Genomic DNA, 21,294 nt, shown 5'->3' with positions numbered 1-21,294 from the left:
CGAAACGAAGGACCCATGACCACATCCCCCCGCACCGCCCTGATCACCGGCGCGTCGGCCGGCATCGGCGCGACGTTTGCCCACCATCTGGCCGCAAGCGGCTACCAGCTGCTGCTCGTCGCCCGCCGCGCCGACCGGCTTCAGGAGCTCGCCACGCAGCTGACCGAACGCCACGATGTGCGCTGCGAGGTGTTCGCCGCCGATCTCACCGACCCCGCCGCACCCGCCGCGATCCTGGATTACCCCGCCCAGCAGGGCTTGGACGTCGACGTCCTGATCAACAACGCGGGCCTGTCGGGCAAGACCGCGTTCGCCGACACCCCATGGGACGCCCTGGCCGGGGAGATCCAGCTGATGGTGACCGCCCCGACCGAACTCGCTCGCCTGGTCATCCCCGGCATGAAGGAACGCCGCTGGGGCCGCATCATCAACCTGTCCTCGGTCGCGGCGTTCGCCCCGCCGGGAGCCGGTCTGCTCTATACCGGCATCAAGTCCTACGTCCTCAACACCTCGCAAGCCCTCGACATGGAACTCAAGCCCCACGGCATCCATGTCACCGCGCTGTGCCCCGGCTTCACCCGCACCGAATTCCACGACGTCATGGGCACTCGCGACGCAGCCGACCACCTGCCCCGGATCCTCTGGCAGCAGCCCGAAGCCGTCGTCGCCGAAGGCTGGGCCGCGGTGATGAAAGGCAAACCCGTGTGCATCCCGGGCATCGTCAACAAGATCTCCGCCGCCGCCATGAAGCCCCTGCCCATCCGCCTGGGCTACCTCGCCGGAAAGACTCTCAACCCCTTCAAGAACAGCTGAGCCTCTTGCATCGAATTTGCATCGTTAGGTGCGTAGGCTGAAGGTTGTCCAACTCAGATTTCAGCTCGGCCGGGCAGCCTCGTGGGTTGTGGGGTGCGAGCGACACGATCGAGAGCGAGGGTGACCCCAATGTTCAACTTCACTGCTAGGCGCGCCGCGGCCCTATTGGTAGGTGCGGGTGCGGTTTCACTGTCAGCTCTGGCCGGCGGCCCGACAGCGAATGCCGCGCCGGTCGCGGCCTGTCCGGCTCCCGGCGCTACTGCTGCCCAGGCAGACGAGGAGGGTGCGTCCTGCGCCGCGGAAAGCGAGGCCATGGGGGCGGCCGCGGCGTACGGACTCGGTGGCAACGCCGACGCCGACGCCGCGCCGACCAGCCTGTCGCTCGCGATCGCGGCGAACGGCGGCGAGGCTGCCTCCGCCTCGCAGTACCTGTCCGGACCGGCCGCGATCGCGGTGGGGCCGGGCGCCATGGCGGCCGTCACCGGCGTGCGACCGGGACTGTCCATCGGCATCGCCGGTCCCGGAGCCACGGTGACTGTCACCGGGACCTCGACGCCCACCTGCACGGGCGGGCCCGGATTCGCGGGTGACTTCCAGACCCTGCAGGGATGCGTGTCGATGGGCTGATGCCCTCGATCCGGCAAGACCCGACCAGGATCTTGCATTCCACCTGGTCGGCGGCGGGCTCGCCCGGGCGGGTCGTTCGGCGGTATTCACCGAAAGATGCAGCAGGACAGGCAACTCCAGGCAGTGCGGTGTGCTCGATGGAGAGGGTGCTTCCCGTCTAGCGGGAAGCCCCACCTCGGTCGAGTGCGATCAGGGGGCGAGCACGATGGTCTTCCCGGTCAGGCGGCCCGCGCCCGCGTCCGCGTGCACCTCGGCCAGCTCCGCGACCGGGCGACGGTCGGCGATGTGCAGGTGGAGCTTGCCGGCGTCCACCTTGGCGACCAGCTCGCCCAGTTGGGCCCCGTCACTACGGACCCACAGACTCTCGCTGCGGACCCCGCGGGCGGTGTCCTCGGGAATCGGGCCTGCCGAGCTTACGGCGATCCCGCCGTCGGCGACATAGTTCGTCAACTGTGCGAGTTCCTCGGGGGAAACGCGCACATGGTTCACCACGACCTGGAACGGACCACCCACCGCGTCCGGACCGTCGGCGAGGCTGAGCGGGCCTTCGACCCGGACTGCGCCGTAGCCGCCGAGTCGGTCCGCGTGTTCCGGCGCGTCCACCGCGGTCACGTGCGCTCCCGCATCGACAGCGAGCTGCACCACCAGGCTGCCCACCGCACCCGCCGCCCCGTTGACCAGGACCGTCTGACCCGGCTTCAGCTCGGCGAGCTCGAATGCCAGCTGCCAGGCCGCGAGGCCGGTCAGCGGCAGCGCCGCGGCGTCGGCCAACTCGATCGTCCGCGGTGCCGCGGTGAGGGACTCGGCGGGAACCAGCGCGAATTCGGCTGCGCCGCCCGCGGAGTCGAGGGGCAACATCGCCACGACCCGGTCGCCGATCGCCAGGCCTGTCACGTCCGCGCCGAGTTCGACGACGGTGCCCGCCAGGTCGATGCCCGGCACATACGGCAGCACGATCGGGAGCATCTGCGCCAGATGCCCCGCGCGGATGTGATCGTCGACCGGGTTGAACGAGGTGGCGACGACCTGCACGAGTACCTGCCCGGGCGCGGGGACCGGACGTTCGACGTCGTCGTAGCGCAGGACTTCGCTGGTGCCGAACTCGTGAAAACGGATGGCCTTCATGGAACTGTCCTCCAGAGTGTGCGATCTCGTCGCCGCGGGGATGAGGCGATCGAGCGGGAAGGGAAAGTCGAACCGGCTCAGGTCAGTTGGACCGAGCGGATGGAGTTGCCCATGACCAGGCGGTCGATGGCGCTCACCGCGCTGGCGGGGTCCGCAGCGGCACCGACGGTCAGCAGCAGCGGAACGAAGTGTTCGGCCGTCGGGTGGGCGACCGCGACACCGGGCGCCTTCGTGCGGTAGTCAGCCAGAGCATCGACGTCGCCGCGGGCGAGAGCATCGACTGCCCATTCATCGAAAGCTGTTGTCTCGGTGGCGAGCTCTGGACGGCGGAAGACGGCGAAGCTGTGTGTCATGAAGCCCGAGCCGAGCACGAGGATGCCTTCTTCCCGTAGCGACCGTAGGCGTGCGCCGAGTTCGAGGAGCGCACGGGGATCGAGGCTGGGCATCGAGAGCTGGACGACCGGGACATCAGCAGCGGGGTACATGGCCATGAGCGGGATGAACGCGCCGTGGTCCAGGCCGCGGTCGGCGAATTCGTGCACGGGTGCTGGGCCCAGCAGACCGGTGAGTCGGCGGGCGAGGCCGGTGGCGTCCGGGGTCGCGTAGGGAAGGGTCTTGTAGTGGGGGTCGAAGCCGCTGAAGTCGTAGTAGAGCGGAGTGCCTGCCACGGCCGCGGTGACCGCGGCCGGTGCTTGTTCCCAGTGGGCCGAAACAACAACGATGCCACGGGGTTTGGGCATCGACTGAGCCCAGGCGAAGAGGTCGCTGAGCCACTGCGGATCGTCGAGGGTGAACGGGGCACCGTGGCTGACGAACAGGCTCGGCAGCGGCCCGTCGGCCTCACTCCACAGGGGTTGTTCGCGCGCCTGTGGCATGACACGGGCGAGGAGATCCGTGTAGGCGGCAGCAGGCTCACCCGAAGCTCGGCCGTTCGCGGAGAAGCGGCGGCTTGTTGTCATCAATATCAGCTCCTTAAGTTGCCCTGGAAAGTATTTTCACTTGCCTAGGCAAGTAACAAGGTAGCGCACAATGACTTGCCCAGGCAAGTACATGTTTCCTGGGCAAGTACGATGAGCGCATGAACACCCCGTCACCCTGGCTCGATGAGGACCAGCAGGAGCTGTGGCAGGCGCTCCTCACGGTCGTCACCGCCCTCCCCGCAGCTCTCGACCGTCAGCTACAACGCGATGCGGGCATCTCCAACTTCGAGTACGGGGTGCTGGCCAGGCTGTCGATGGCCGACGACGACACGATGCGCCTGAGCGACCTCGCCCGGGTCTGCGACAGCACCCAGCCCCGGCTGTCGAAAGCCATGGACCGCTTCGAAGCCCGCGACTGGGTCACCCGCCGACCCGACCCCAGCGACGGCCGATACACCTTCGCCACCCTCACCGACGGCGGCCGCCGCAAGCTCGCCGACAGCGCCCCGGAGCACGTGGCGCAGGTGAAGCGGCTCGTGTTCGATCCACTGACCGCCGCTCAGCGCCGCAACCTCGGGACCGCACTCACCCGCATCGCCGCCACCGTGCGCGGGGAACTCGAACGGAGCTGAGCCGACTCAGCCCCCATCCGCCGCATCGACTCGATCGCCGAGAGGGCAGCGATGCGCACCCGGCCCTGCGCCCGGCAGGCTGTGCCACCAGTATCCCCGGCACCGTATTCACCATCAGCGCAACCGATCTCGCGGCGGCGGACGAGTCCGACCAGGTCCCCATCACCGAGAACCGGCGCTTCGAGCGACGGCCGAGACGTGATGGAATCCGTTGCTCACGATTCGCCGAATACACCTACAGTGTTATTACTCTGAGGGCATAGCGCCGGGCAATCCGCTCGACCGCGATAGTCACCACAGGTGACCGAGTAGCGCGATCTCACCGTAGCTTCCCCATGTCGCTCCCGGTCAAATAGATGTCGCGATGGGTCAAGAATCTCCCACCATCGCTTTTGATACTGGACGTATGAGAACCATCGTGACGAAGTCCGCTGCCGGACCTTCTCTGCGAAGGGTCGCGAGGATCCAGCATTGAACCTTCAAGACAGAGTGGCGGTGGTAACCGGCGCTGGATCGGGCATCGGACGTGCGCTCGCAGTCGAGCTCGGGCTCAAGGGCGCCCGGCTCGCGATCAGCGATATCGACGAACACGGACTGGCCGATACGGAGCGTCGACTTCGAGCGAATGGTGTCGTCGTCGACACGCAGCGACTCGACGTGACGGACCGTATGGCGTTCTTCGCGTATGCCGATCGCGTGCAGGCGCTGTTCGGTGTGGTGAACGTTGTCATCAACAATGCCGGCCTGACTGCAATCGGAAGAAGTGCGGGGATCATCATTCCCCGAGGGAAATTGGCGGCGTAGACGTCCACCCGCAGCCGATGCCCGGGTTGCAGGATCGCATCGGTGGGGATCAGCCCGATATCCAGTGAGGTCGGCTGACCTGGCACGACCGGCCGTCGATCTTCGAGGGTGATTTTCGGGAACGGAGCGGTGTAGTCACCGTTGGCCAGGCGCTCGCTCTTGCTGTCGTCGTTCTCGCGCAGCGACGCGGTGAGCTGCCCCGCGGTCAGGACGGTCGAAGTTCCGTCTGGGGCAACATCGTTGAGAGTGGCCGACCAATACCCGTCCGTCGCGTCCAGAACGGTATTGAGGTGGACGTTCACCGGGCCGGAGATCACGGTCGGTTCGGTGACCGGATTGCCGGTGAAGGTGAGCGCGGCGGTTTCGGCGAGACGAGAGTCTTTGCCGCACGCGTCGATTATCCCGACGATTCCCGCCGTGCCCTGAGCGCTGTCACGCGAGCAAATGGTGGACAGCCCCGGTGCCACCGTCAGCGTAGTCGGGATAGCGGGCGGGGCCGGGTTGAGCGAACCGTCGTGCACCACATCGCCTGTGGTACCGCTCGGCGCCGCGGACAGGTACTGGCGTGCGTAGGTCATTCCGGCGCGGGGGAATTGGCCGTCACTCGTCCAGCCACCGCCCTGCTGGAACAAAGTCACCGGACTGTACCGATCGACGCCGTTGTCGATCCCCTTGAGCCACTTGTCGAACCAGGCCCGCTGCAGAACGTCGATGCGGGGCGGCGCCCCGGCGACCCCCAACCCCGCGCCGGTCGTGCTGTGGTACCAATCGCCCATCAGGAGTTTCTTCTGATCCGTCGGCAGCGGAATCGCGTTGATGATTTCCGGTTCGGAGTTGGCGAATATGTCGTGCCAGCCGCCGATGACGAAGGTGGGGACTTCGATCTTTTCCGGATGTCCGGTAACGCCTGTGCGGAACTGCCCTTCGGGGTCCAAGTACGCTTCCAGATCCGGCGGAATATTGTCGACGGATGTCACAACGAGTGCTCGTATCAAGGTGTCGATAAATGTGATCGGATTGGCTACCCGGTCCGCGAGCCACTTCCAGTCGAACGTGCCGTTCGCTATCGATGCCAGATCAGGAATCCATTTTCCGACGTTGACTGCCGCCAGCCACAGGGGAATGAACCCCACGTCGAATCCGCCGCCAGGCGCCACGGTGTCGCGGAGCAGGTCGCTTCCGGGGATCGTGGCGAACACCGCCTGCACCGAAGGTGGCCGTTGCTCCGCGCCTTGGAGCGCGCTGATCCCGCCGTTGGACACCCCCGACAACCCGACCCGGCCGTCGGACCAGGGTTGATCGGCCGCCCACTCGGCGATCTCGGAGGTGTCCTGCTTCTCACGTTGGCTGAAGGTCTCCCACTTGCCTTGGGAAAAGCCGGTTCCCCGAACGTCGGCGACGATCTGGGTATATCCGCTTCGAATCAGATTGCGATCGACCGCGACCGTGCGGGCCAGGCCGCCAGAGGCGACTTTGATCTGGTCGCCGAGGGCCGAGAACGGTGTTCCGTTCAGATTGAAGAGGTCGAATCTGTTCATCAGTGTCACCAGCGAGTCGTACAGGTACGGGATCGACACCGCCGACTCGAGAAGCATGTACAAAAGCTTCGTGTAGGGAGTCATATTGACAATTGTCGGCAGCGGCTCTTGCACGATCCGGCCTGCGGCGTCCATCGGGCGATACACATTGGCTTTGATCACGACGCCGTCGCTCATCGCGATCGGCACATCCCAATCGACGTGTACGCCAGGGTAGGTCGGCGGTGCGTCGGCAGTCGCCGTCCAGGCTGCGGCCATCGCGGCATCGCCGAGGTCTGCCCGCGTAGCGGGCGCTACGAGAAGGCTTGCCGCCATCGTGGCCGTAACCACCACGGCACTCGTGACAACTCTTCGAAACGGCAACTTCATCGCACCCCGACCAGCCCTTCATTGACGGCAAACAAGACGAGAAACATCGGAGTACCCCACACCCGACAGAGAGGTACTGTAGCGTTCCCCACATTCGATCACAAGGGTCGCCCGCACCCTTCCGAGCCAGACCGCGGTGACCCCGCGAGCAGCTCATCGACTGCCGATCGTCGCGGCTCGCGTTGATACCCTCACTGGGTGAACGCCCCGATGCCCGATCAACGGTTGCCCCGTGGCCCGCACCGGATGACGCGTGCCGAGGTCGCCGAGTCGCAGCGGGGCCGACTCCTGCTCGCGATGCTCGATGCCATCGCATCGCACGGCTACAACTCTGTGACCGTCGCCGACCTCGTGTCGCGCGCGAGGGTCTCTCGGCGGACCTTCTACGAACTGTTCGATTCGAAGGAAGATTGCCTGGCCGCGGCGTTCGAAACGATCTTCCGGATTGTCGAGGTGCGGCTCACGGACGCGATCAAGGGTGCGGGACAGCTGAACTGGCGCGAGCTGATCCGAACCTCGTTGGCCGCCTACCTCGATATCCTCGCCGAGGAACCTGCGGTCGCCCGCGCCCTCCACGTCGAGGCGCTCATCGCAGGCCCAGCACTTGCCGTCTACCGCGCCCAATTGATGAGCGAACTCGCGAACCGCATGCGCGCGGCCCGCGAACTCGCCGTTCAGCAAGGCGAGCTCACCGGTTCTCTGCCCGACGGTGACTTCGATTTCCTGATCGGCGGCATCGACGATCGCATTCGGGACTGCCTTCGGACTCGCGGTCCTTCGGCACTGCCTGCACTGGGGCCACCGCTGTCGCGCGTCACCTTGAGACTTCTCGGCGACTCACCCGTCGACGGCACGGCACAGGTGGGTCAGTGACGCTCTCTCAACGCTGTTCCGCCACTTCTCCCCGGCGGACACCGCTGGGGGTCGTCCCCCACCATCGCCGACAGCAACGAGCCAACGCGGATTGTTCCGAAAGCCCGACCAGCGCAGCCACTTGACTCAGCGGCATCCTGGTCGTCGTCAGATATAGGTACGTTTGGCGGCGGCGTACGTTGTCCAGGATTTCACTGAACGAAACACCTTCGGCAGTCAGCTGGCGTTGAAGGGTCCGTGGATGCATCGCCAGCAGCCGGGCGACGCTCTCGACTTCGGCATTGCTCGTTCCCAACGATTCCTGCAAGATTCCGCGGACACGCGGCGCGATCGCGCCTCCAGGGCCGTGCGGCTGCTTCGACAAGAGTGCCAGGGCGATCGGAAGCAGCTCCTCGTCGCTGCCGGCAACCGGCATCGTCTGCAGGCGGAGAGGGACACGCAGCAGTGCGTCGGGCCGGTCGCATCGAACCTGCGCCCCGAAGAACTGCTCGTACCGTGCGATGGGCACGCGTGGCGAGTACGGCAGCTCGACCGACAGCAAGCTGTAGCTTCCGCCGACCAGGAATCGGATCGACCTGTGAATCAGCCCGAGGCACAGATCAGTGCCCTGAATCGGATTCGGCCTGCCCCGAACAGACCCGAATCGCAAGGCGACAGCACCGTCGGCGCCGTACGGGTCAGGTACGCGGGTGACGTTGAGTGGGCGGGCGTGCATGAACAGATATCGCGAGGTGTACTCCAGAGCATCGGCCAAGGTGGCGGTGTTGCGCACCGCCAACCACAGGGGCCCCAGCACGTTGAGGTCCTGACGACCGGCGATCCGAAGACCCAGATCATGGCAGTCCAGGTCGTGGGCGGCGATTTCGAGCGCGCGGGCGATCGCTACGTCGGATACGAGCATGTCGTCGATGTCGAGAGCGGATACCGGCAGACCGGCCAGTTCCGCATAGTGGTCGGCATTGCCTCCCAACTCCGCCACCGTTGCCCGGAATCCGCGTAGCCCGGCCGAACGGATCAAGTACTCATCGCTCATGTCATCCATCGTCAAGTTACTGTCGTGTCAGGTCAAGAAATGCCCGATCTCGCCAAAGATACTGAAGGTGTGATCCTGCGCGGGGTGACGTCTGCCATCACCAGGCCGCGCGACGAATGATAATTCCCCGCGCTCGCAAGCACTGGAAAGGACCGTTCGAGTGACATGGTCACCGCCCAGCGGCATCGCCGATGACATCGACTACGAACGCGTTGCGGATGAGACCGTTTCTTTTTCTCTCGATGGCGTCGACTACGACATCCGATTGTCTCCGAAGAGCGCGCACAGGCTTCGTACGACACTATCGTGGTGGTCCAGCAAGGCGCGCCGAATCGGCGTTGCCGACTCACGCGAGATCGCGTCAGGATCATCGCGAGAGGTTGACGAAAATTCAAGTGCCGCAATTCGACAGTGGGCGCGATCCAATGGATATTCCCTGTCCAGCCGCGGCAGGATATCGAACGAAATAATCCGAGCCTACATACACGCGATCGAACAACGCGCCTAGCCATTACCCACGCAAGCGATGTGAAGGGCAGCGGTGCACGCGTGTGTGCCGGTGAGCTCCGCTTGGTTGCCGTGCGCGGTGGGAGAGACCGGAATCTCCCCCACCGCAGCATGGAACAGTCGCTGAGACTTCGCGCAGCCTCAGGCGATCGGGCGGTCGCTGGGCACGTTCACCCAACTCGGCGCCGACGGATCGAGCACCACGGTCTCGGGCCTGAATCCCGCGACAGATGTGCTCGGGCCGGTCGGCAGTCCCTTCAACAGATTCAACGCGAACACGTCGACGCGAAGACGGTGACCAGGTCGCAGTACCAAGTCGGTGGCGTGAGAACCGATCTCGAGCACGGTGGGTTGTCCGGGCACGACCGGTTCGGGCTTGCTGATGTCGATTTCGTAGAAGGGATCGATCATGTCCCCGTTCGGCGCCACCACAGACTTCGACGGATCGTAGCGGCGCATCGTGCTGACCAGCTGGCCGCTGCTGACGACGGTGGAGGTCCCGTCGGGTGCGACATCGGTGACCATCACGGAGAAGTATCCGTCCGGCGTTTCGGTGGTGGTATTCAGGTGGACGTTGATCCGGCCGCTGATCCGCGTCGGTTCACTGACCGCGGACGAGGTGAACGACAGAGCGTTCGACTCCGCGAGCCGGTTGTCCTCGGCGCAGCCGGTGAAGATGCTCAGCACGCCGACGCTGGCCTGGGCGGCATCGCGCGAGCAGATCGTCGACAGGCCGGGGCTGATCGTCCAGTTCTCCCGCCGGTCGCCTGGCGCTGTCGTGAGCGAGCCGTCACGTACCGCGTGTGCCGCTGTTCCGCTCGGTGCCGGGTTCAGGTACAGGCGACGGTAGCTCTGACCACCGACGGGGTAGTCATCACTCTGCACCCAACCGTTGCCGTAGGAATGAATCGTCGCGGGCGCGTAGCGGTCGATGCCGTTGTCGATTCCCTTGAGCCACTTGTCGAACCACGCCTTTTGTAGCGTGTTGATTCGCGGTGGCTCGCCGGGGCCGCCCATATCGGAGCCGACCGTGAAGTGGTATCCGTCGCCGATGATCAGCTTCTTTCGGTCGTCAGGTACGCCGGTGAGATCGTCGAGCATACGGGCGCCGGTATTGAGGAACAGGTCGTTCCAACCCGCAACCGCCATCGTGGGGATCTCGATCTGATCCAGGGGTGTGCTGTACGCATCGCGCACCGAGTTACCCGCGGTGATCAAATCCCTCGTCAGTGGGGACATCTGATCCACCGACGGGAGCAGCAGCGCTTCCAGGACCTGCGGGACGTAGGTGACCGGATCGCTTACCCTGTCGCCCAGCCACTTCCAATCGAAGTGGCCGGTGAGCATGGACTGCACATCGGGAATCAACTTCTGCTGATTGACCGAAGCGAGCCATGCCGCGATGAAGGTGATACCGAATCCCCCACCGGGAGCGAGGACATCACGCACGATGTCGGCGCCCGCGACGACCGGGAAGATCGCCTCCAGTCCCGCCGGTCGCTGCGCCGCGGCTTGCAACTGGTTGATACCCGAGTAGGAAATGCCGGTCATACCCAGCTTGCCGTTCGACCACGGCTGGGTGCGCGCCCACTCCAGAACCTCGATGGTGTCCTGTTGTTCCCTGTCGCGCAGGACATTCCACTGTCCCTGGGAGAACCCGGTGCCGCGAGCATCCACCACGACGTAGGTATAGCCGCTCTTCACCAACTGCTGATCAACACCGAAGCTGTCCAGCAGGCCGCTCGACAGTGCCCTTTTGAGGTCGTCGATTCCCGCGATCGGTGTGCCGGTGAAGTTGATCGAATTGACCAGCTCGATCGCGAACGGCACCAGCACCGGCTCGCTCAGCGCGGTGGTGACCAACATCGATGCCAACTTCCCGTACGGGGTGATGTTGATCAGCACCGGCGTCTTGTCCGCGACCGCCGCACGGGACGCGTCCGCGGGTCGGTAGACGTCCGCCTTCAAGACTGTGCCGTCCGACATCGTCAGCGGGACGTCCCACTGGATGTTCACGTCCGGATACGGCTGCGGACCGTCGTAGGTGGCAGTCCACGCGGCGGGCGCGAGACCGGGGTCCGCGCTGTCCGGCGCTGCGGAGGCGACCGTGGAGCCTGACGCGAATACGAGGAGAACAGCCAAGACCGGCGTTAGTGACTCTACGAGACGGCGTCTCGTTCGAGGATGACACAACATGAAGTAGCTCTCCTGTTGGTGGTAGGTGTGGCGCCCCATCGGTTCCGAGTGCCATCACGTGGCGGCAACGACGACCACCTGGGTCGAGGGCAGATTTCGTCGGCTCCAGGCCGAACGAGGGATGAGACGAGAAGCCGCACTGTCTCCGCAGCTCGATCAATGCGGTGCCCGTGATCGAAGTGGGACTCTTCAGTATTCGGCTCGGCCGAGTCGGCCTCACCCGCGGTAGCGGGTATTCATTGTTCTCAGGGTCGCTCGCGGCTGCTGTCCTTTACGAATGTCGCGCCCATATCGACGCCGAGGAGCGCATCATCGGGAGGTGCCCGACCGTTCGACCACAGCGGTCATGAATTTGTCCTCGACCTCGAATCAGGGCACCGAGACCGACATCGGTGCATGCACGAAGATGAAGTCGAGCCGCTCGACCGCAAATGCCGCCGCAGTTTCAGGGTCCTTCGCATCGAGCGCGAAGCAGTTCACCCGTTCGATACCAATCGGGGGCACCATCGATCTCCTCGGCCGTTCCATTGTCACGACGTTATCGTCTGAGGCGTGAGGCTAAGGGATCGTGTCCACTGGTACAAAAGGCACACGCATGTTCGTATGGGGAGGCAGGCGCATCGCTGGGAGATCCCGAAAGCAGCCGAGCGGATCTACGACGCCGCGGCCGCGACGTCCGAACCGGCGAGGGAACACCCGCGCCCGGCGACGTCGTGCTGCGGGTCGACGACTCAGTGCGGCCTGGATCGAGCAGCGAATCCGCGAGATGGCCTAGTCCACCCGACGGGCTGACCGACATGAAGCAGCTCGATCAGCCTGCCAACGCGGCTGCGACAAGAGCTGCAATCGCTGCTGCCCCACGCGCATTCGGATGAATGGGCGAAGTCACCTCGGCCGGAATCAGCGGTTCAACCCATCGAACGTCCGCTGATCGGCACATGTCATAACCTGCTACCCGATCCGGGCGGACAACAGTGGCACCAGCGTCTTCCGCCGCGCCGGTGAGTTTTTCGAGAAACATCGTGTGACGGATGTATGCGTACTCGATAAGCGACGCGGGTAACCCGGGCAACGTCGCGCAGGTACCACTCGGCGGGAAGAGCCGCGCATATCCGACGTAGACGATCAGCGCCTTGGGAGCGCGGGTGCGAATCGACTCGATTGTCGCGCGAACGCCGTCGGCAGCCGCCTGTGCTCGCGTCCGCCATCGCTCACTTTCCACTGCCGATAGGTCAGCAGGGCAAGTTGCCCTGGTATCTCCGAGGGCAGGGCCGACGTCGCACACACCCGCCTGAGCGAGAAAGCCCATATCGTTCGCGCCGATCGTCACAGTGACCAGGTCGACATCGGCAGAGAGCCGATCGAATTGTGCCGGATTCACGCCGAATGCCGTCTGCTGCGGCTGCACCATGTGCGTTGTCATCGCGTCACCGCATCCGGCGGAATCGAAGCGCGCGGCTCCGATGATCGACTGCAGCACATAGGGATAGCTTCGCGTACTACGCATGCAGCCGGCATCGGCCAGCCGAGTATGGTCTGCCATCGCCGAGTACGAATCACCCAACGCCACGTAGTGACTGTATTGCGTAGGCGCGGCCGATCCGGTCCCCGGTACAACGCCTGATATCGCCACCGTCGCTGCTGCCACCGGGACGATCCACCGAATGATTGTCACAATTCTCGGTTCCTTCCGCACGCGAGCCGCGCACCAGCAGCGTATCCGGAGTCGGCAATTCGGATCGTACATCGGCTGGAGTAGCGGACTGTCACATCGTCGGTGTCAGGCAGCCGAGACGTACCCGCTCAGCGAGCGAACGGTCCGACATACGGGAGTACGACAGTGCATCCAACGGGCTGCGCACGGTCCGGATCGAGCGCATTGAGCACCACGTGCACAGCGACGGGGTCATAGGTCAGTTCACTGTGTTCGGTGAAATCAGTCGCACAGAGGTCCTGTACCACGACGTTGTCGACGTTGGGGCCGTCCAGCAGGCCCGTCGTGAATGGTGTGGAGATCTGGTCATACCGCGTGACGATCGTGGTGAAGCGGATGTTCGGGGCGATCGTGGGATCCGGATTCAGGTCCCGCAGGAACGACGAACCCACCGACAGCGCGCACGGACCGCACTGCTGAACCAGTTCGCGCCCCAGCGGGGTGGATTCGGGCGGCTGCACGGCACCGAGCCCGCTCAGTGTGCTGCCGTGGAACGGCGCCGCGAGGGCGACAAACCTGTCGACCTTCGGTACGCCGCCGAGGTGATTCAGGTAGTAGAACGGGATCGCCGCACCGATGGAATGACCGACCAGGTCGACCTTGTCGGACTTCGTCGCTGCCCGCACCCGGTCGATGAAGTCGGCGATCTGTGCGGCACTGTCCGGCACCGGAGCGACGGCGCCGATCACCGATCCCAAGGCCCCGGTCCCGAACGTCATGGAGTAGACGCAGTATCCGGCGGCGGCAAGCACCGGCGACATCGTGTTCCAGGTGATCGTCTGATTGCTGAGGCCGTGCAGAAGTACCACCGGATTCGGGTGTGCCGCAGCAGGTTCGCAGTTCCAGTCATTGGCACCGGGCGGTGACTGTCCCGGATCGGCCAGTTGCGCGGCCAAGCCGCTGGGGTAGTTGTACGAGGCAGGATCCGCCGTAGCGGTGGCAGCACTTGCCGACAGCAACACAACAACAGCAACACAGGTGTGAGCGAATCGCACGATGACTCCTAGGTTTCCGGTGACCGATCGGAATCCCGACCCACCGACGATATGACCGACCGGTCGGTCATATCGTAGCGCGAGCCGTGTGAAAGCAGATGAGAATCTTCAGAGAACGCTCGACTTCACACTGGATCATGGCTCGCCCCAGTCCCGATACTTGCGAGGGTCGACAATCGCCGGTCGTTCCTCGAGCACCTCTCACGCCGTTCCGTGAGCAGAACCCGAGCGATGCCCACGGTGCCCTCGGTCGAGGTCAGCCGTCGTGGGAACGCTTGGGCCGCAAACGGCGCAAGACAGCGCGTAAGGCGTCGGTTTCGTCGTCGGTGATCTGTTCGACGAAATGCGCGAGAACGAGGTCGGATCGGGTTCCGACGAGTGCTTGGCGCATGAGTTGGGCGCTGTACTCCTCGCGGGTCAGGGTCGGCCAGTACAGGTAGGCCTTGCCGTCGCGCTCACGATCGAGCCAGCCTTTGCGGTGCAGGTTGTCCATCGTCGACATCACGGTGGTGTAGGCGATCTCGCGTTCGAGCCGCAAACTCTCGTAGATGTCACGGACGGTGAAGTCCTCCTCGGAGGCCCAGACTCGGTCCATGATGACAGTCTCGAGGTCGCCGAACCTGTGCGCCACGACTTCCTCCTCTCCAGACACCACCGACCTACGTAGTGACATCGTAGATCAGCCGTTCGAGTCATGTCACTCCGGTGACGAATCGGACAGGCCCAGGCGACACACCCTTCGATCGACGAAGTTCGGCCGCCCGGACACCGCGCCGTCGGGCTACATCTGACAGCACGAGGCCATCATCGAGCACATCAAGTCGCACAACATCTTCAGCGGGTTCATCAGCGAATCACCTCCCCTCGTAGTCCTTGTCATCGTCGGGTGCCGGCCCGCGGCCGGAGGTCGACCGCGCGCTCGGCGCCAGGAAGCGGCGCCGCGACCGCGGCAGAGAGGCGAAGACCCGGTGTGCGGGCACGACTTTCCTTCGTCGTACGAAATCCGGGTCGGCCGAGAACCATTCGGAGCTGATCAGCGTGGTCCCGCGCAGCGCGGCGAGCAGAGGTCGACGTCGTCGATACTATGTACGTACCGAGATAGTAGATTGATCGGAGCGGATGTCAACCAGTACTGTCCGACGCACGCCACCGATCATGAAAGCTGTTCGCAACCAACATATTTGACAAAGGAGGGCGACCGATGCGTGAATCCGCAACACAAAAATCGTCCACCCTGGTCCACCAACGAGCTCATCCCGTACGTACCTTGACCGTTTTCGTTGTTACTGGCGTGTCAGGATTGCAGGTTCCGTTACAGCACCGTTACCATCGGTCCGCAGTGAAACTCTTCGTTCGGTTGCGACACGGTGGCTGGCCGGCCGCGCTGCTGATAGGCGCGCTGCTCATGATCCCTGCTATCGATTGCTCGCTGATGCGCGAGCACTCCCACACCGACGGCCATCACGCCACGGCGGCAGACGCGTCGAAGTCGGCAACCGACAGCCACGACATCCTCGCGGCCATCGCGGCCGCGCATTGCGACGCCGACACCGTCCACTGCACGGCCACAGCGATCCCACCCGGCATCACCTCCCTCACCCTCTCGGCACTGTTGCTCGCCGCGGTCACCGCGGTGATGTCAGCGACACCCACACCGCCCGCGGGTGGAGTCGGAGTCCGTGGACCGCCCCGACGCCCGCGCTCGCCCTCGGGGCGCACCATCCTCTCTCTGCACTGCATCGCCCGACGCTGACCGGTCAGCGCCAGGCCGACCACCCGTGTCGGCCGGGGACCGCTGTCCATCGTCGTGGCGCGCCGCCGAACGCGGCCGCTGATGCAGAAAGAGACAACCACCGTGAACAAGGTCCTGCTCACCAAGAAGCCCGACCACTCCCCTCGCCTACTCGGTGCGCCGGATGCCGCGCACGCACCACGTGGGCTGGTCGGCAACACGCCCGTACTGTGGATCGGCGAGCCGCTCGCCGACGCGGGTCGCGGATTCTGGGCCAAGCTGGAGGGATGCAATCCCGGCGGAATGAAGGACCGTCCCGCGCTGCACATGGTGCGACGCGCCCGTGAGCGAGGGGATCTGCGCCCGGGTGCACGCGTCATCGAGTCGACCAGCGGCACACTCGGACTCGGTCTCGCCCTGGCCGGAATGGTGTACCAGCATCCGGTGACCGTGGTGACCGATCCCGGTCTGGAACCGATCGTGGCCAAGATGCTGGCGGCGTACGGCGCCCAGGTCGACCTCGTGTCCGAACCACACCCGAGCGGAGGTTGGCAGCAGGCCCGTCGCGACCGCGTGACGCAGCTGCTGGCGCAAGAACCTGACGCGTGGTGCCCCGACCAGTACAGCAACCCGGACAATGTCGACGGCTACGAATCCCTGGCGCTGGAGCTGATCGAACAGCTCGGCACCGTCGATGTACTGGTGTGCGCGGTCGGCACCGGCGGCCATTCCGCCGGCGTAGCGCGAGTGCTGCGCAGCTTCAACCCGGCGATGAAGCTCATCGGCGTCGACACCGTCGCCTCGACGATCTTCGGTCAGCCCGCCGGCCCACGCTTGATGCGCGGCCTGGGTTCGAGCATCTTCCCCGCCAACGTCGATTACGCCGCTTTCGACGAAGTCCACTGGGTCGCGCCCGCCGAATCTGTCTGGGCCGCCAGAACATTGGCATCGACACACCACGCCACCGGCGGATGGAGCGTCGGCGCGGTCGCCCTGGTGGCCGGCTGGGTCGCACGGGTCGGCGACGCGGGCACCCGCATCGCGGCCGTGTTCCCCGACGGACCGCACCGCTACTTCGACACCATCTACAACGACACGTACTGCGCCGAACACGGGCTGCTCGACGCCGCGCCACCGGTCGAACCCGACACGATCGCGCACCCAGGGGACCGTGTCGTGCAGCGCTGGACGCGGTGTGCGGAAGTTCCGTCACCGTTGTCGTGGACGGTCGGGGAGCTCGCTTCATGACCGTATTCACCAAGTTCGCCGGTTTCGACCGGCCTGCCCAGCTGTTGATGGTCAACCAGTTCGGCATCAACCTGGGCTTCTACATGTTGATGCCCTACCTCGCCGGCTACCTTGCCGGACCGCTCGGGCTGGCCGCGTGGGCGGTCGGGCTGGTGTTGGGGGTGCGAAACTTCTCCCAGCAGGGCATGTTCCTGATCGGCGGGACACTCGCCGACCGGCTCGGCTACAAGCCGCTCATCGTCGCGGGATGTCTGCTGCGCACGGGCGGCTTCGCGCTGCTGGTGTTCGCGAACTCGCTGCCGGGTGTGCTGATCGCCTCGGCGGCAACCGGTTTCGCCGGGGCGCTGTTCAATCCCGCGGTGCGCGCGTATCTGGCCGCCGACGCCGGTGAACGCCGGGTCGAGGCGTTCGCCGTGTTCAACATGTTCTACCAAGCGGGCATCCTCGCGGGCCCGCTGGTGGGACTGGCTTTGATGACGGTCGATTTCCGCGTCACCGCGGGCGTGGCCGCGATCGTGTTCGCCGCGTTGACCGTCGCCCAGCTGTTCGCGCTCCCCGCCCGCCGATCCGACACCTCGACGGGGAAGACCTCGGTCCTCGACGACTGGCGCACCGTGGTGTCCGATCGCCGATTCCTGGCGTTCTCGGTGGCCATGATCGGCTCCTACGTCCTCTCCTTCCAGGTCTATCTCGCGCTGCCACTGCAAGCGGAGTTCATCGCCGGCGCGCGATCTCAGGCGCTGGTGTCGGCGTTGTTCGTCGTCTCCGGTGTGGTCGCGGTCGTGGGCCAGCTCCGGATCACCGCCTGGCTGCGAGTCCGGTGGGGGCCAGGCCGCAGCCTGGTCGCCGGTATGACAGTTCTCGCGGCGTCCTTCGTCCCGCTGATCGTGGTGCCGGGGCCTGCCCGGTTCGGGACGATCGCCGCCGTCGCCGCCTTGCTGATCACGACGACGCTGCTGGCGATCGGCACTGCCGCGGTGTTCCCGTTCGAGATGGACACTGTGGTCTCGCTGTCCGGGGATCGACTCGTCGCCACGCACTACGGGTTCTACAACACCGTCGTCGGCGTCGGCATCCTCATCGGCAACCTCGCCACCGGAGCCATTGTCGGTGCGGCCCGCAACGCCGGAATCGACTGGGCGGTCTGGGCAGGGCTGTCCGCGATCGGTGCGATCTCCGCCTGCGCGCTGCTTCGCCTCGCGCGTGCCGACGACACCGCAGCACACGGCGGGCGACACCGACTACCTCCGGGCCGCCACCGGCTCGACGAGCAGCCGGCTCCCGCACGAACCACCGCCCAGCGCTCCAACCCGTCGCGCACCAGCCCGCCTCGCATGGGCCCGCCGGCTCGCCCTCGTCCCACCAGCGGCGACGAGCGGCGCCGCAATGCCGCAGGTTCGCCGGCGGCCAGGCGGTGAACCGCACCCGCTACCGAGTCAGGAACACCACGCACGGAGTTGATCGCCGAAGCCCCACGTGCACGCGATCCCCTAGAACGCGCATACTCCGAACCCCGCGGCCGCCGCGAGCGTGGCAACCATCGGACCGGCGAAAACCGCGGCGGTGGTCAGTGCCGAGACGGTCGCGGACATCGGGCGGGCGGCGGGATAGGGGGCCGACAACCGGAACACCCGGTCGGCGAGCCCGACCTCCGGCGCACCGAACGAGATCGGGGTGCGAGTCCCGGCCAGCGCCAGCAACGCCTCCCGAACGATCTTCGGTCCGTGCAGCGAAGCGGCCGCGTCGTCTGCCGACATCTCGACCAGTCGGGCAACCTGAGCCGCACCGGTCACGAACAGATCGATCCGCGGCAGCACCGCCGCCAGTGCCCGGGTCACCGCGAGAAGAAGATAGTGGCGACCGGTCAGATGCGCGCGTTCGTGGGCCATGACGGCCTCGAGGTGCTCATCGTCCAGCGCTGCCACTATCCCCTGCGTGAGCACGATGGTGTTCGGATTCCCAGCCACCGAGTAGGCCGCGGGTTCGGGGTGATCGATGACGACGGCGTCGTAGCGGTCATGCGGTCGTCCGATGATCCTCGCCGCGTTCGCATGGCGGTGCGTGGCCGACCGCGCCCGCGCCAGGGCCGTGCCCAGACGCGAGGCGAGCACACCGACGGCGACGACTCCGAAAGCGATCAACACCAGCAACCCGACCTGCACCGCCCCGCCATGGACACCGATCGCCGCGTCATGGAGCTGGGTGAAGCACCTGCTCAAACTCAGATGCTCGCCGGCCAGCAGGTCACGGCCGATATCGACGATGACGAATGTCGCTGCGGCGACCCATGACACCAGGACCGACCCGATCGCGCTGATCCAAGCGATCAGACCGAGACCGGGATTGCGGCCGCTACCGGTGGAGCCGGTCAGCACCGGTGGTGCGAGGACCAGGACAACCAGGCTGTAGACGAGCAGACAGACCGCGCCGCTCACTGGCGAACCTCTCCCGATACGAGCTGCGCGATCATCGACTCCTTGGCTTCGGGCACGGGAGACTCCTCTGCCGCATCTACATCGGTTGAGGCTGCGGGTTTACAGCTCGGCAACATTCTATCGGCGCTGGTCTCCGGACAAGCTCAGCCTCTTCTTGGAGATCAGCGCGGCTAGGGCAGCGACGCGCAGTTCACCGGAGCCGGCACGCCGGCGAGGCGATCGACCATCCACGGCTGCGAACTTGTCAGCGACGGGAAGAAGCCCAGATCGTGGGTGCCCAAGAAGCCCGACATCGCGGGCACCGCGCTGTCCGCGTCCAGTTGTACCGCCGCGCCGCCGCCGCACCATCGCGCGACCAGATCGCGCGCGGCGGGGTAGGTGGCCTTGTCGTCGTGCCTGGCCGAATAGACGCGCACCGGCGCCGCAGGAGTGGACCCGCCGAGCCGCTGCTCGTCGAATGCCCGCTTCAACTCGGGGGAACCGTCGATCACGGCCGTGAGCGGCCGCCCGCTGGTCGTCCACCGCGACGTGTCCTGGGGCTGGACGAAAGTCTCGGAGAGACCGCCCCCGCACGTGCCGATGGAGCTTTGCAGGATCGCCTTACCGGTGTCGTTGAGCTCGGCGTCGAGTACCGGGCGTGTCTCGGGGTAGTCCGCGGCGATTCCGTTGAGCACCCACGCGATGGCAGGCGCGACGCCGGGATTGCCGTCACTGCGCACGATGAAATCCTGCGGCCCCACCACCGGCCCGCCCACGTGTACCCCGCGCACAGCGAGTTCGGGTGCGTATTCGGCCTGCAGTTCGGCGGCGGCAGCGGAAGCCATCCCGCCCTGGGAGTAGCCGTAGATGATGACCGGCGAGTCCGGGCCGAGCCCCGAACCGGGCAGCCGCAGCGCGGCCCGCGCGGAATCCAGCACCGCGTGTGCCTGCGTCCTGCGGTTCAGGAAGTCGTGCACTCCCGGTACCCCGAAGTCGTGATAGTCGGTCATCACCACCGCCATCCCGCTCGCCAGGAGTTGATAGATCGCGATGATGTCGTATTCGAAGACCACGTCGGCAGGCGGCTGGTACCGGATCACCTGCGCCAGCATCGCCGACGGCGAGCAGTCGGCGTTCTGCCCCTGTGCGCCGCCCGCGTATGCCACCAGTGGTCGCGGGCCAGGGCCGGTCCAGGGCTGACTCGGCTCCAGATAGGTGCCGACCACCGTGTTCGGCGCGCCGTGGGTGTCGTTGCTGGTGTAGACGAGGCGGGTGGATCGTGCCGGGATCGGCCCGGCCTGGCCGGGGATCGTGATCGCCGTCGCCGAACCATCGGCACGGACGATGTCACCCCCCGCCACCCGCAACTGCGGCGGCTGGGCCCCTACCGTCGGTGTGGCCACGACTCCGACGCAGACAACCACGAGGGTTCCCGTGAGTGCTGCGATCCACGCGCGTTTTCCGCTCTTCATACCGATCCTTCGTGCGAGGTGATCCGTCCAGGGCAGCTATCGAACCGAACAGCACGATCGCCACGGATGGAGCGCAACACCGCTTGTCAGCGGATCGTGAGCAGAAGGCGTGATGTTCGACCCGAGAGATCTTGATCGAAACTGCGGGCATCTCCGTCGAGCACAGAACCAGGCACCGATATCACGTTGCCGGGGCCACAGCATACGCCATGGTGCCGACATCGCCGCGCGGGCTACTGCTTCGGATCACCACCCGATCCAGAGGCCGGGTGCCCCCCTCGG

At 65.6% G+C, this 21,294-nt stretch carries 18 protein-coding genes and 3 pseudogenes; 10 read left to right on the top strand and 11 right to left on the bottom strand.

Going from position 1 to position 21,294, the window contains the following annotated elements; translation table 11 throughout:
* The first annotated feature begins 15 nt into the window (after positions 1–15).
* Together ACFTS5_RS13205 and ACFTS5_RS13200 are read left to right on the top strand one after the other, a co-directional pair.
* Positions 16–813, top strand: coding sequence for an SDR family NAD(P)-dependent oxidoreductase (locus ACFTS5_RS13205; RefSeq protein ID WP_378630597.1), 798 nt, complete (start codon positions 16–18; stop codon positions 811–813).
* 129 nt (positions 814–942) lie between these two features.
* Positions 943–1,440, top strand: a complete 498-nt coding sequence (locus ACFTS5_RS13200; RefSeq protein WP_378630595.1) for a DUF6764 family protein — start codon at positions 943–945, stop codon at positions 1,438–1,440.
* A 189-nt stretch (positions 1,441–1,629) separates the two neighbouring features.
* Here ACFTS5_RS13200 and ACFTS5_RS13195 read toward each other — a convergent pair whose 3' ends face one another.
* Together ACFTS5_RS13195 and ACFTS5_RS13190 are read right to left on the bottom strand one after the other, a co-directional pair.
* Positions 1,630–2,565 carry an NADP-dependent oxidoreductase gene (locus tag ACFTS5_RS13195; RefSeq protein WP_378630593.1) on the bottom strand — a complete coding sequence of 312 codons (936 nt, stop codon included), beginning with the start codon at positions 2,563–2,565 and terminating at the stop codon, positions 1,630–1,632.
* Positions 2,566–2,642: 77 nt separating this feature from the next.
* Positions 2,643–3,524 (bottom strand): DODA-type extradiol aromatic ring-opening family dioxygenase, encoded by an 882-nt coding sequence (locus ACFTS5_RS13190; RefSeq protein ID WP_378630591.1) that lies wholly within the window; start codon positions 3,522–3,524, stop codon positions 2,643–2,645.
* A 119-nt stretch (positions 3,525–3,643) separates the two neighbouring features.
* Between ACFTS5_RS13190 and ACFTS5_RS13185 the strand changes: the two genes are divergently transcribed.
* The 3 genes and pseudogenes from ACFTS5_RS13185 to ACFTS5_RS13175 form a co-directional block, all read left to right on the top strand.
* Positions 3,644–4,117, top strand: coding sequence for a MarR family winged helix-turn-helix transcriptional regulator (locus tag ACFTS5_RS13185; RefSeq protein ID WP_378630589.1), 474 nt, complete (start codon positions 3,644–3,646; stop codon positions 4,115–4,117).
* 44 nt (positions 4,118–4,161) lie between these two features.
* Positions 4,162–4,260: pseudogene (locus ACFTS5_RS13180) on the top strand (gamma-glutamylcyclotransferase); the annotation flags it as partial.
* Between the two features lie 328 nt (positions 4,261–4,588).
* Positions 4,589–4,876, top strand: a pseudogene (locus tag ACFTS5_RS13175) (SDR family NAD(P)-dependent oxidoreductase); the annotation flags it as partial.
* 35 nt (positions 4,877–4,911) lie between these two features.
* Here the strand turns inward: ACFTS5_RS13175 and ACFTS5_RS13170 are convergent.
* Positions 4,912–6,636 (bottom strand): annotated as a pseudogene (locus ACFTS5_RS13170) (CocE/NonD family hydrolase); the annotation flags it as partial.
* 390 nt (positions 6,637–7,026) lie between these two features.
* Between ACFTS5_RS13170 and ACFTS5_RS13165 the strand changes: the two are divergent.
* Complete coding sequence (locus ACFTS5_RS13165) at positions 7,027–7,701, top strand: TetR/AcrR family transcriptional regulator (protein ID WP_378630587.1); 675 nt, start codon at positions 7,027–7,029, stop codon at positions 7,699–7,701.
* Between the two features lie 7 nt (positions 7,702–7,708).
* Here ACFTS5_RS13165 and ACFTS5_RS13160 read toward each other — a convergent pair whose 3' ends face one another.
* Positions 7,709–8,734, bottom strand: a complete 1,026-nt coding sequence (locus tag ACFTS5_RS13160) for an AraC family transcriptional regulator ligand-binding domain-containing protein (protein WP_378630585.1) — start codon at positions 8,732–8,734, stop codon at positions 7,709–7,711.
* Between the two features lie 160 nt (positions 8,735–8,894).
* Here ACFTS5_RS13160 and ACFTS5_RS13155 point away from each other — a divergent pair, with 160 nt between their 5' ends.
* On the top strand, positions 8,895–9,242 hold the full coding sequence (locus tag ACFTS5_RS13155; RefSeq protein ID WP_378630583.1) for an Lsr2 family protein: 348 nt from the start codon (positions 8,895–8,897) through the stop codon (positions 9,240–9,242).
* Positions 9,243–9,382: 140 nt separating this feature from the next.
* Here the strand turns inward: ACFTS5_RS13155 and ACFTS5_RS13150 are convergent, their stop codons facing one another.
* From ACFTS5_RS13150 to ACFTS5_RS13130, 5 genes are all read right to left on the bottom strand, one after another.
* On the bottom strand, positions 9,383–11,383 hold the full coding sequence (locus tag ACFTS5_RS13150; protein WP_378630581.1) for a CocE/NonD family hydrolase: 2,001 nt from the start codon (positions 11,381–11,383) through the stop codon (positions 9,383–9,385).
* A 423-nt stretch (positions 11,384–11,806) separates the two neighbouring features.
* Positions 11,807–11,944 carry a hypothetical protein gene (locus ACFTS5_RS13145; protein ID WP_378630580.1) on the bottom strand — a complete coding sequence of 46 codons (138 nt, stop codon included), beginning with the start codon at positions 11,942–11,944 and terminating at the stop codon, positions 11,807–11,809.
* Between the two features lie 304 nt (positions 11,945–12,248).
* Positions 12,249–13,007 carry an SGNH/GDSL hydrolase family protein gene (locus ACFTS5_RS13140; RefSeq protein WP_378630578.1) on the bottom strand — a complete coding sequence of 253 codons (759 nt, stop codon included), beginning with the start codon at positions 13,005–13,007 and terminating at the stop codon, positions 12,249–12,251.
* Between the two features lie 233 nt (positions 13,008–13,240).
* A complete protein-coding gene (locus tag ACFTS5_RS13135; RefSeq protein WP_378630577.1) occupies positions 13,241–14,146 on the bottom strand; it encodes an esterase/lipase family protein in 906 nt (301 codons plus the stop codon).
* A 256-nt stretch (positions 14,147–14,402) separates the two neighbouring features.
* On the bottom strand, positions 14,403–14,819 hold the full coding sequence (locus ACFTS5_RS13130; protein ID WP_378630575.1) for a BlaI/MecI/CopY family transcriptional regulator: 417 nt from the start codon (positions 14,817–14,819) through the stop codon (positions 14,403–14,405).
* Between the two features lie 666 nt (positions 14,820–15,485).
* On the opposite strand from ACFTS5_RS13130, the gene ACFTS5_RS13125 reads away from it, so the two are divergent.
* The 3 genes from ACFTS5_RS13125 to ACFTS5_RS13115 all read left to right on the top strand — a co-directional run bounded on the left by ACFTS5_RS13125 (position 15,486) and on the right by ACFTS5_RS13115 (position 18,544).
* Entirely contained in the window at positions 15,486–15,899 is a 414-nt protein-coding gene (locus ACFTS5_RS13125) for a hypothetical protein (RefSeq protein ID WP_378630574.1), read from the top strand.
* A gap of 81 nt (positions 15,900–15,980) precedes the next feature.
* Positions 15,981–17,126 carry a PLP-dependent cysteine synthase family protein gene (locus ACFTS5_RS13120; protein ID WP_378630572.1) on the top strand — a complete coding sequence of 382 codons (1,146 nt, stop codon included), beginning with the start codon at positions 15,981–15,983 and terminating at the stop codon, positions 17,124–17,126.
* Positions 17,123–18,544 carry an MDR family MFS transporter gene (locus ACFTS5_RS13115; RefSeq protein WP_378630571.1) on the top strand — a complete coding sequence of 474 codons (1,422 nt, stop codon included), beginning with the start codon at positions 17,123–17,125 and terminating at the stop codon, positions 18,542–18,544. The genes ACFTS5_RS13120 and ACFTS5_RS13115 overlap by 4 nt, the downstream gene beginning before the upstream one ends.
* Before the next feature lie 72 nt (positions 18,545–18,616).
* Here ACFTS5_RS13115 and ACFTS5_RS13110 read toward each other — a convergent pair whose 3' ends face one another.
* Entirely contained in the window at positions 18,617–19,561 is a 945-nt protein-coding gene (locus tag ACFTS5_RS13110; RefSeq protein ID WP_378630569.1) for a M56 family metallopeptidase, read from the bottom strand.
* A 170-nt stretch (positions 19,562–19,731) separates the two neighbouring features.
* Complete coding sequence (locus ACFTS5_RS13105) at positions 19,732–21,012, bottom strand: lipase family protein (RefSeq protein WP_378630568.1); 1,281 nt, start codon at positions 21,010–21,012, stop codon at positions 19,732–19,734.
* Positions 21,013–21,294: the final 282 nt, after the last annotated feature.

Source organism: Nocardia sp. NPDC056952 (assembly GCF_042674185.1).
Lineage (GTDB): Bacteria > Actinomycetota > Actinomycetes > Mycobacteriales > Mycobacteriaceae > Nocardia.
The sequence above is the reverse complement of the archived record's forward strand: the minus strand, read 5'-3'. Positions and strand labels throughout refer to the sequence as shown.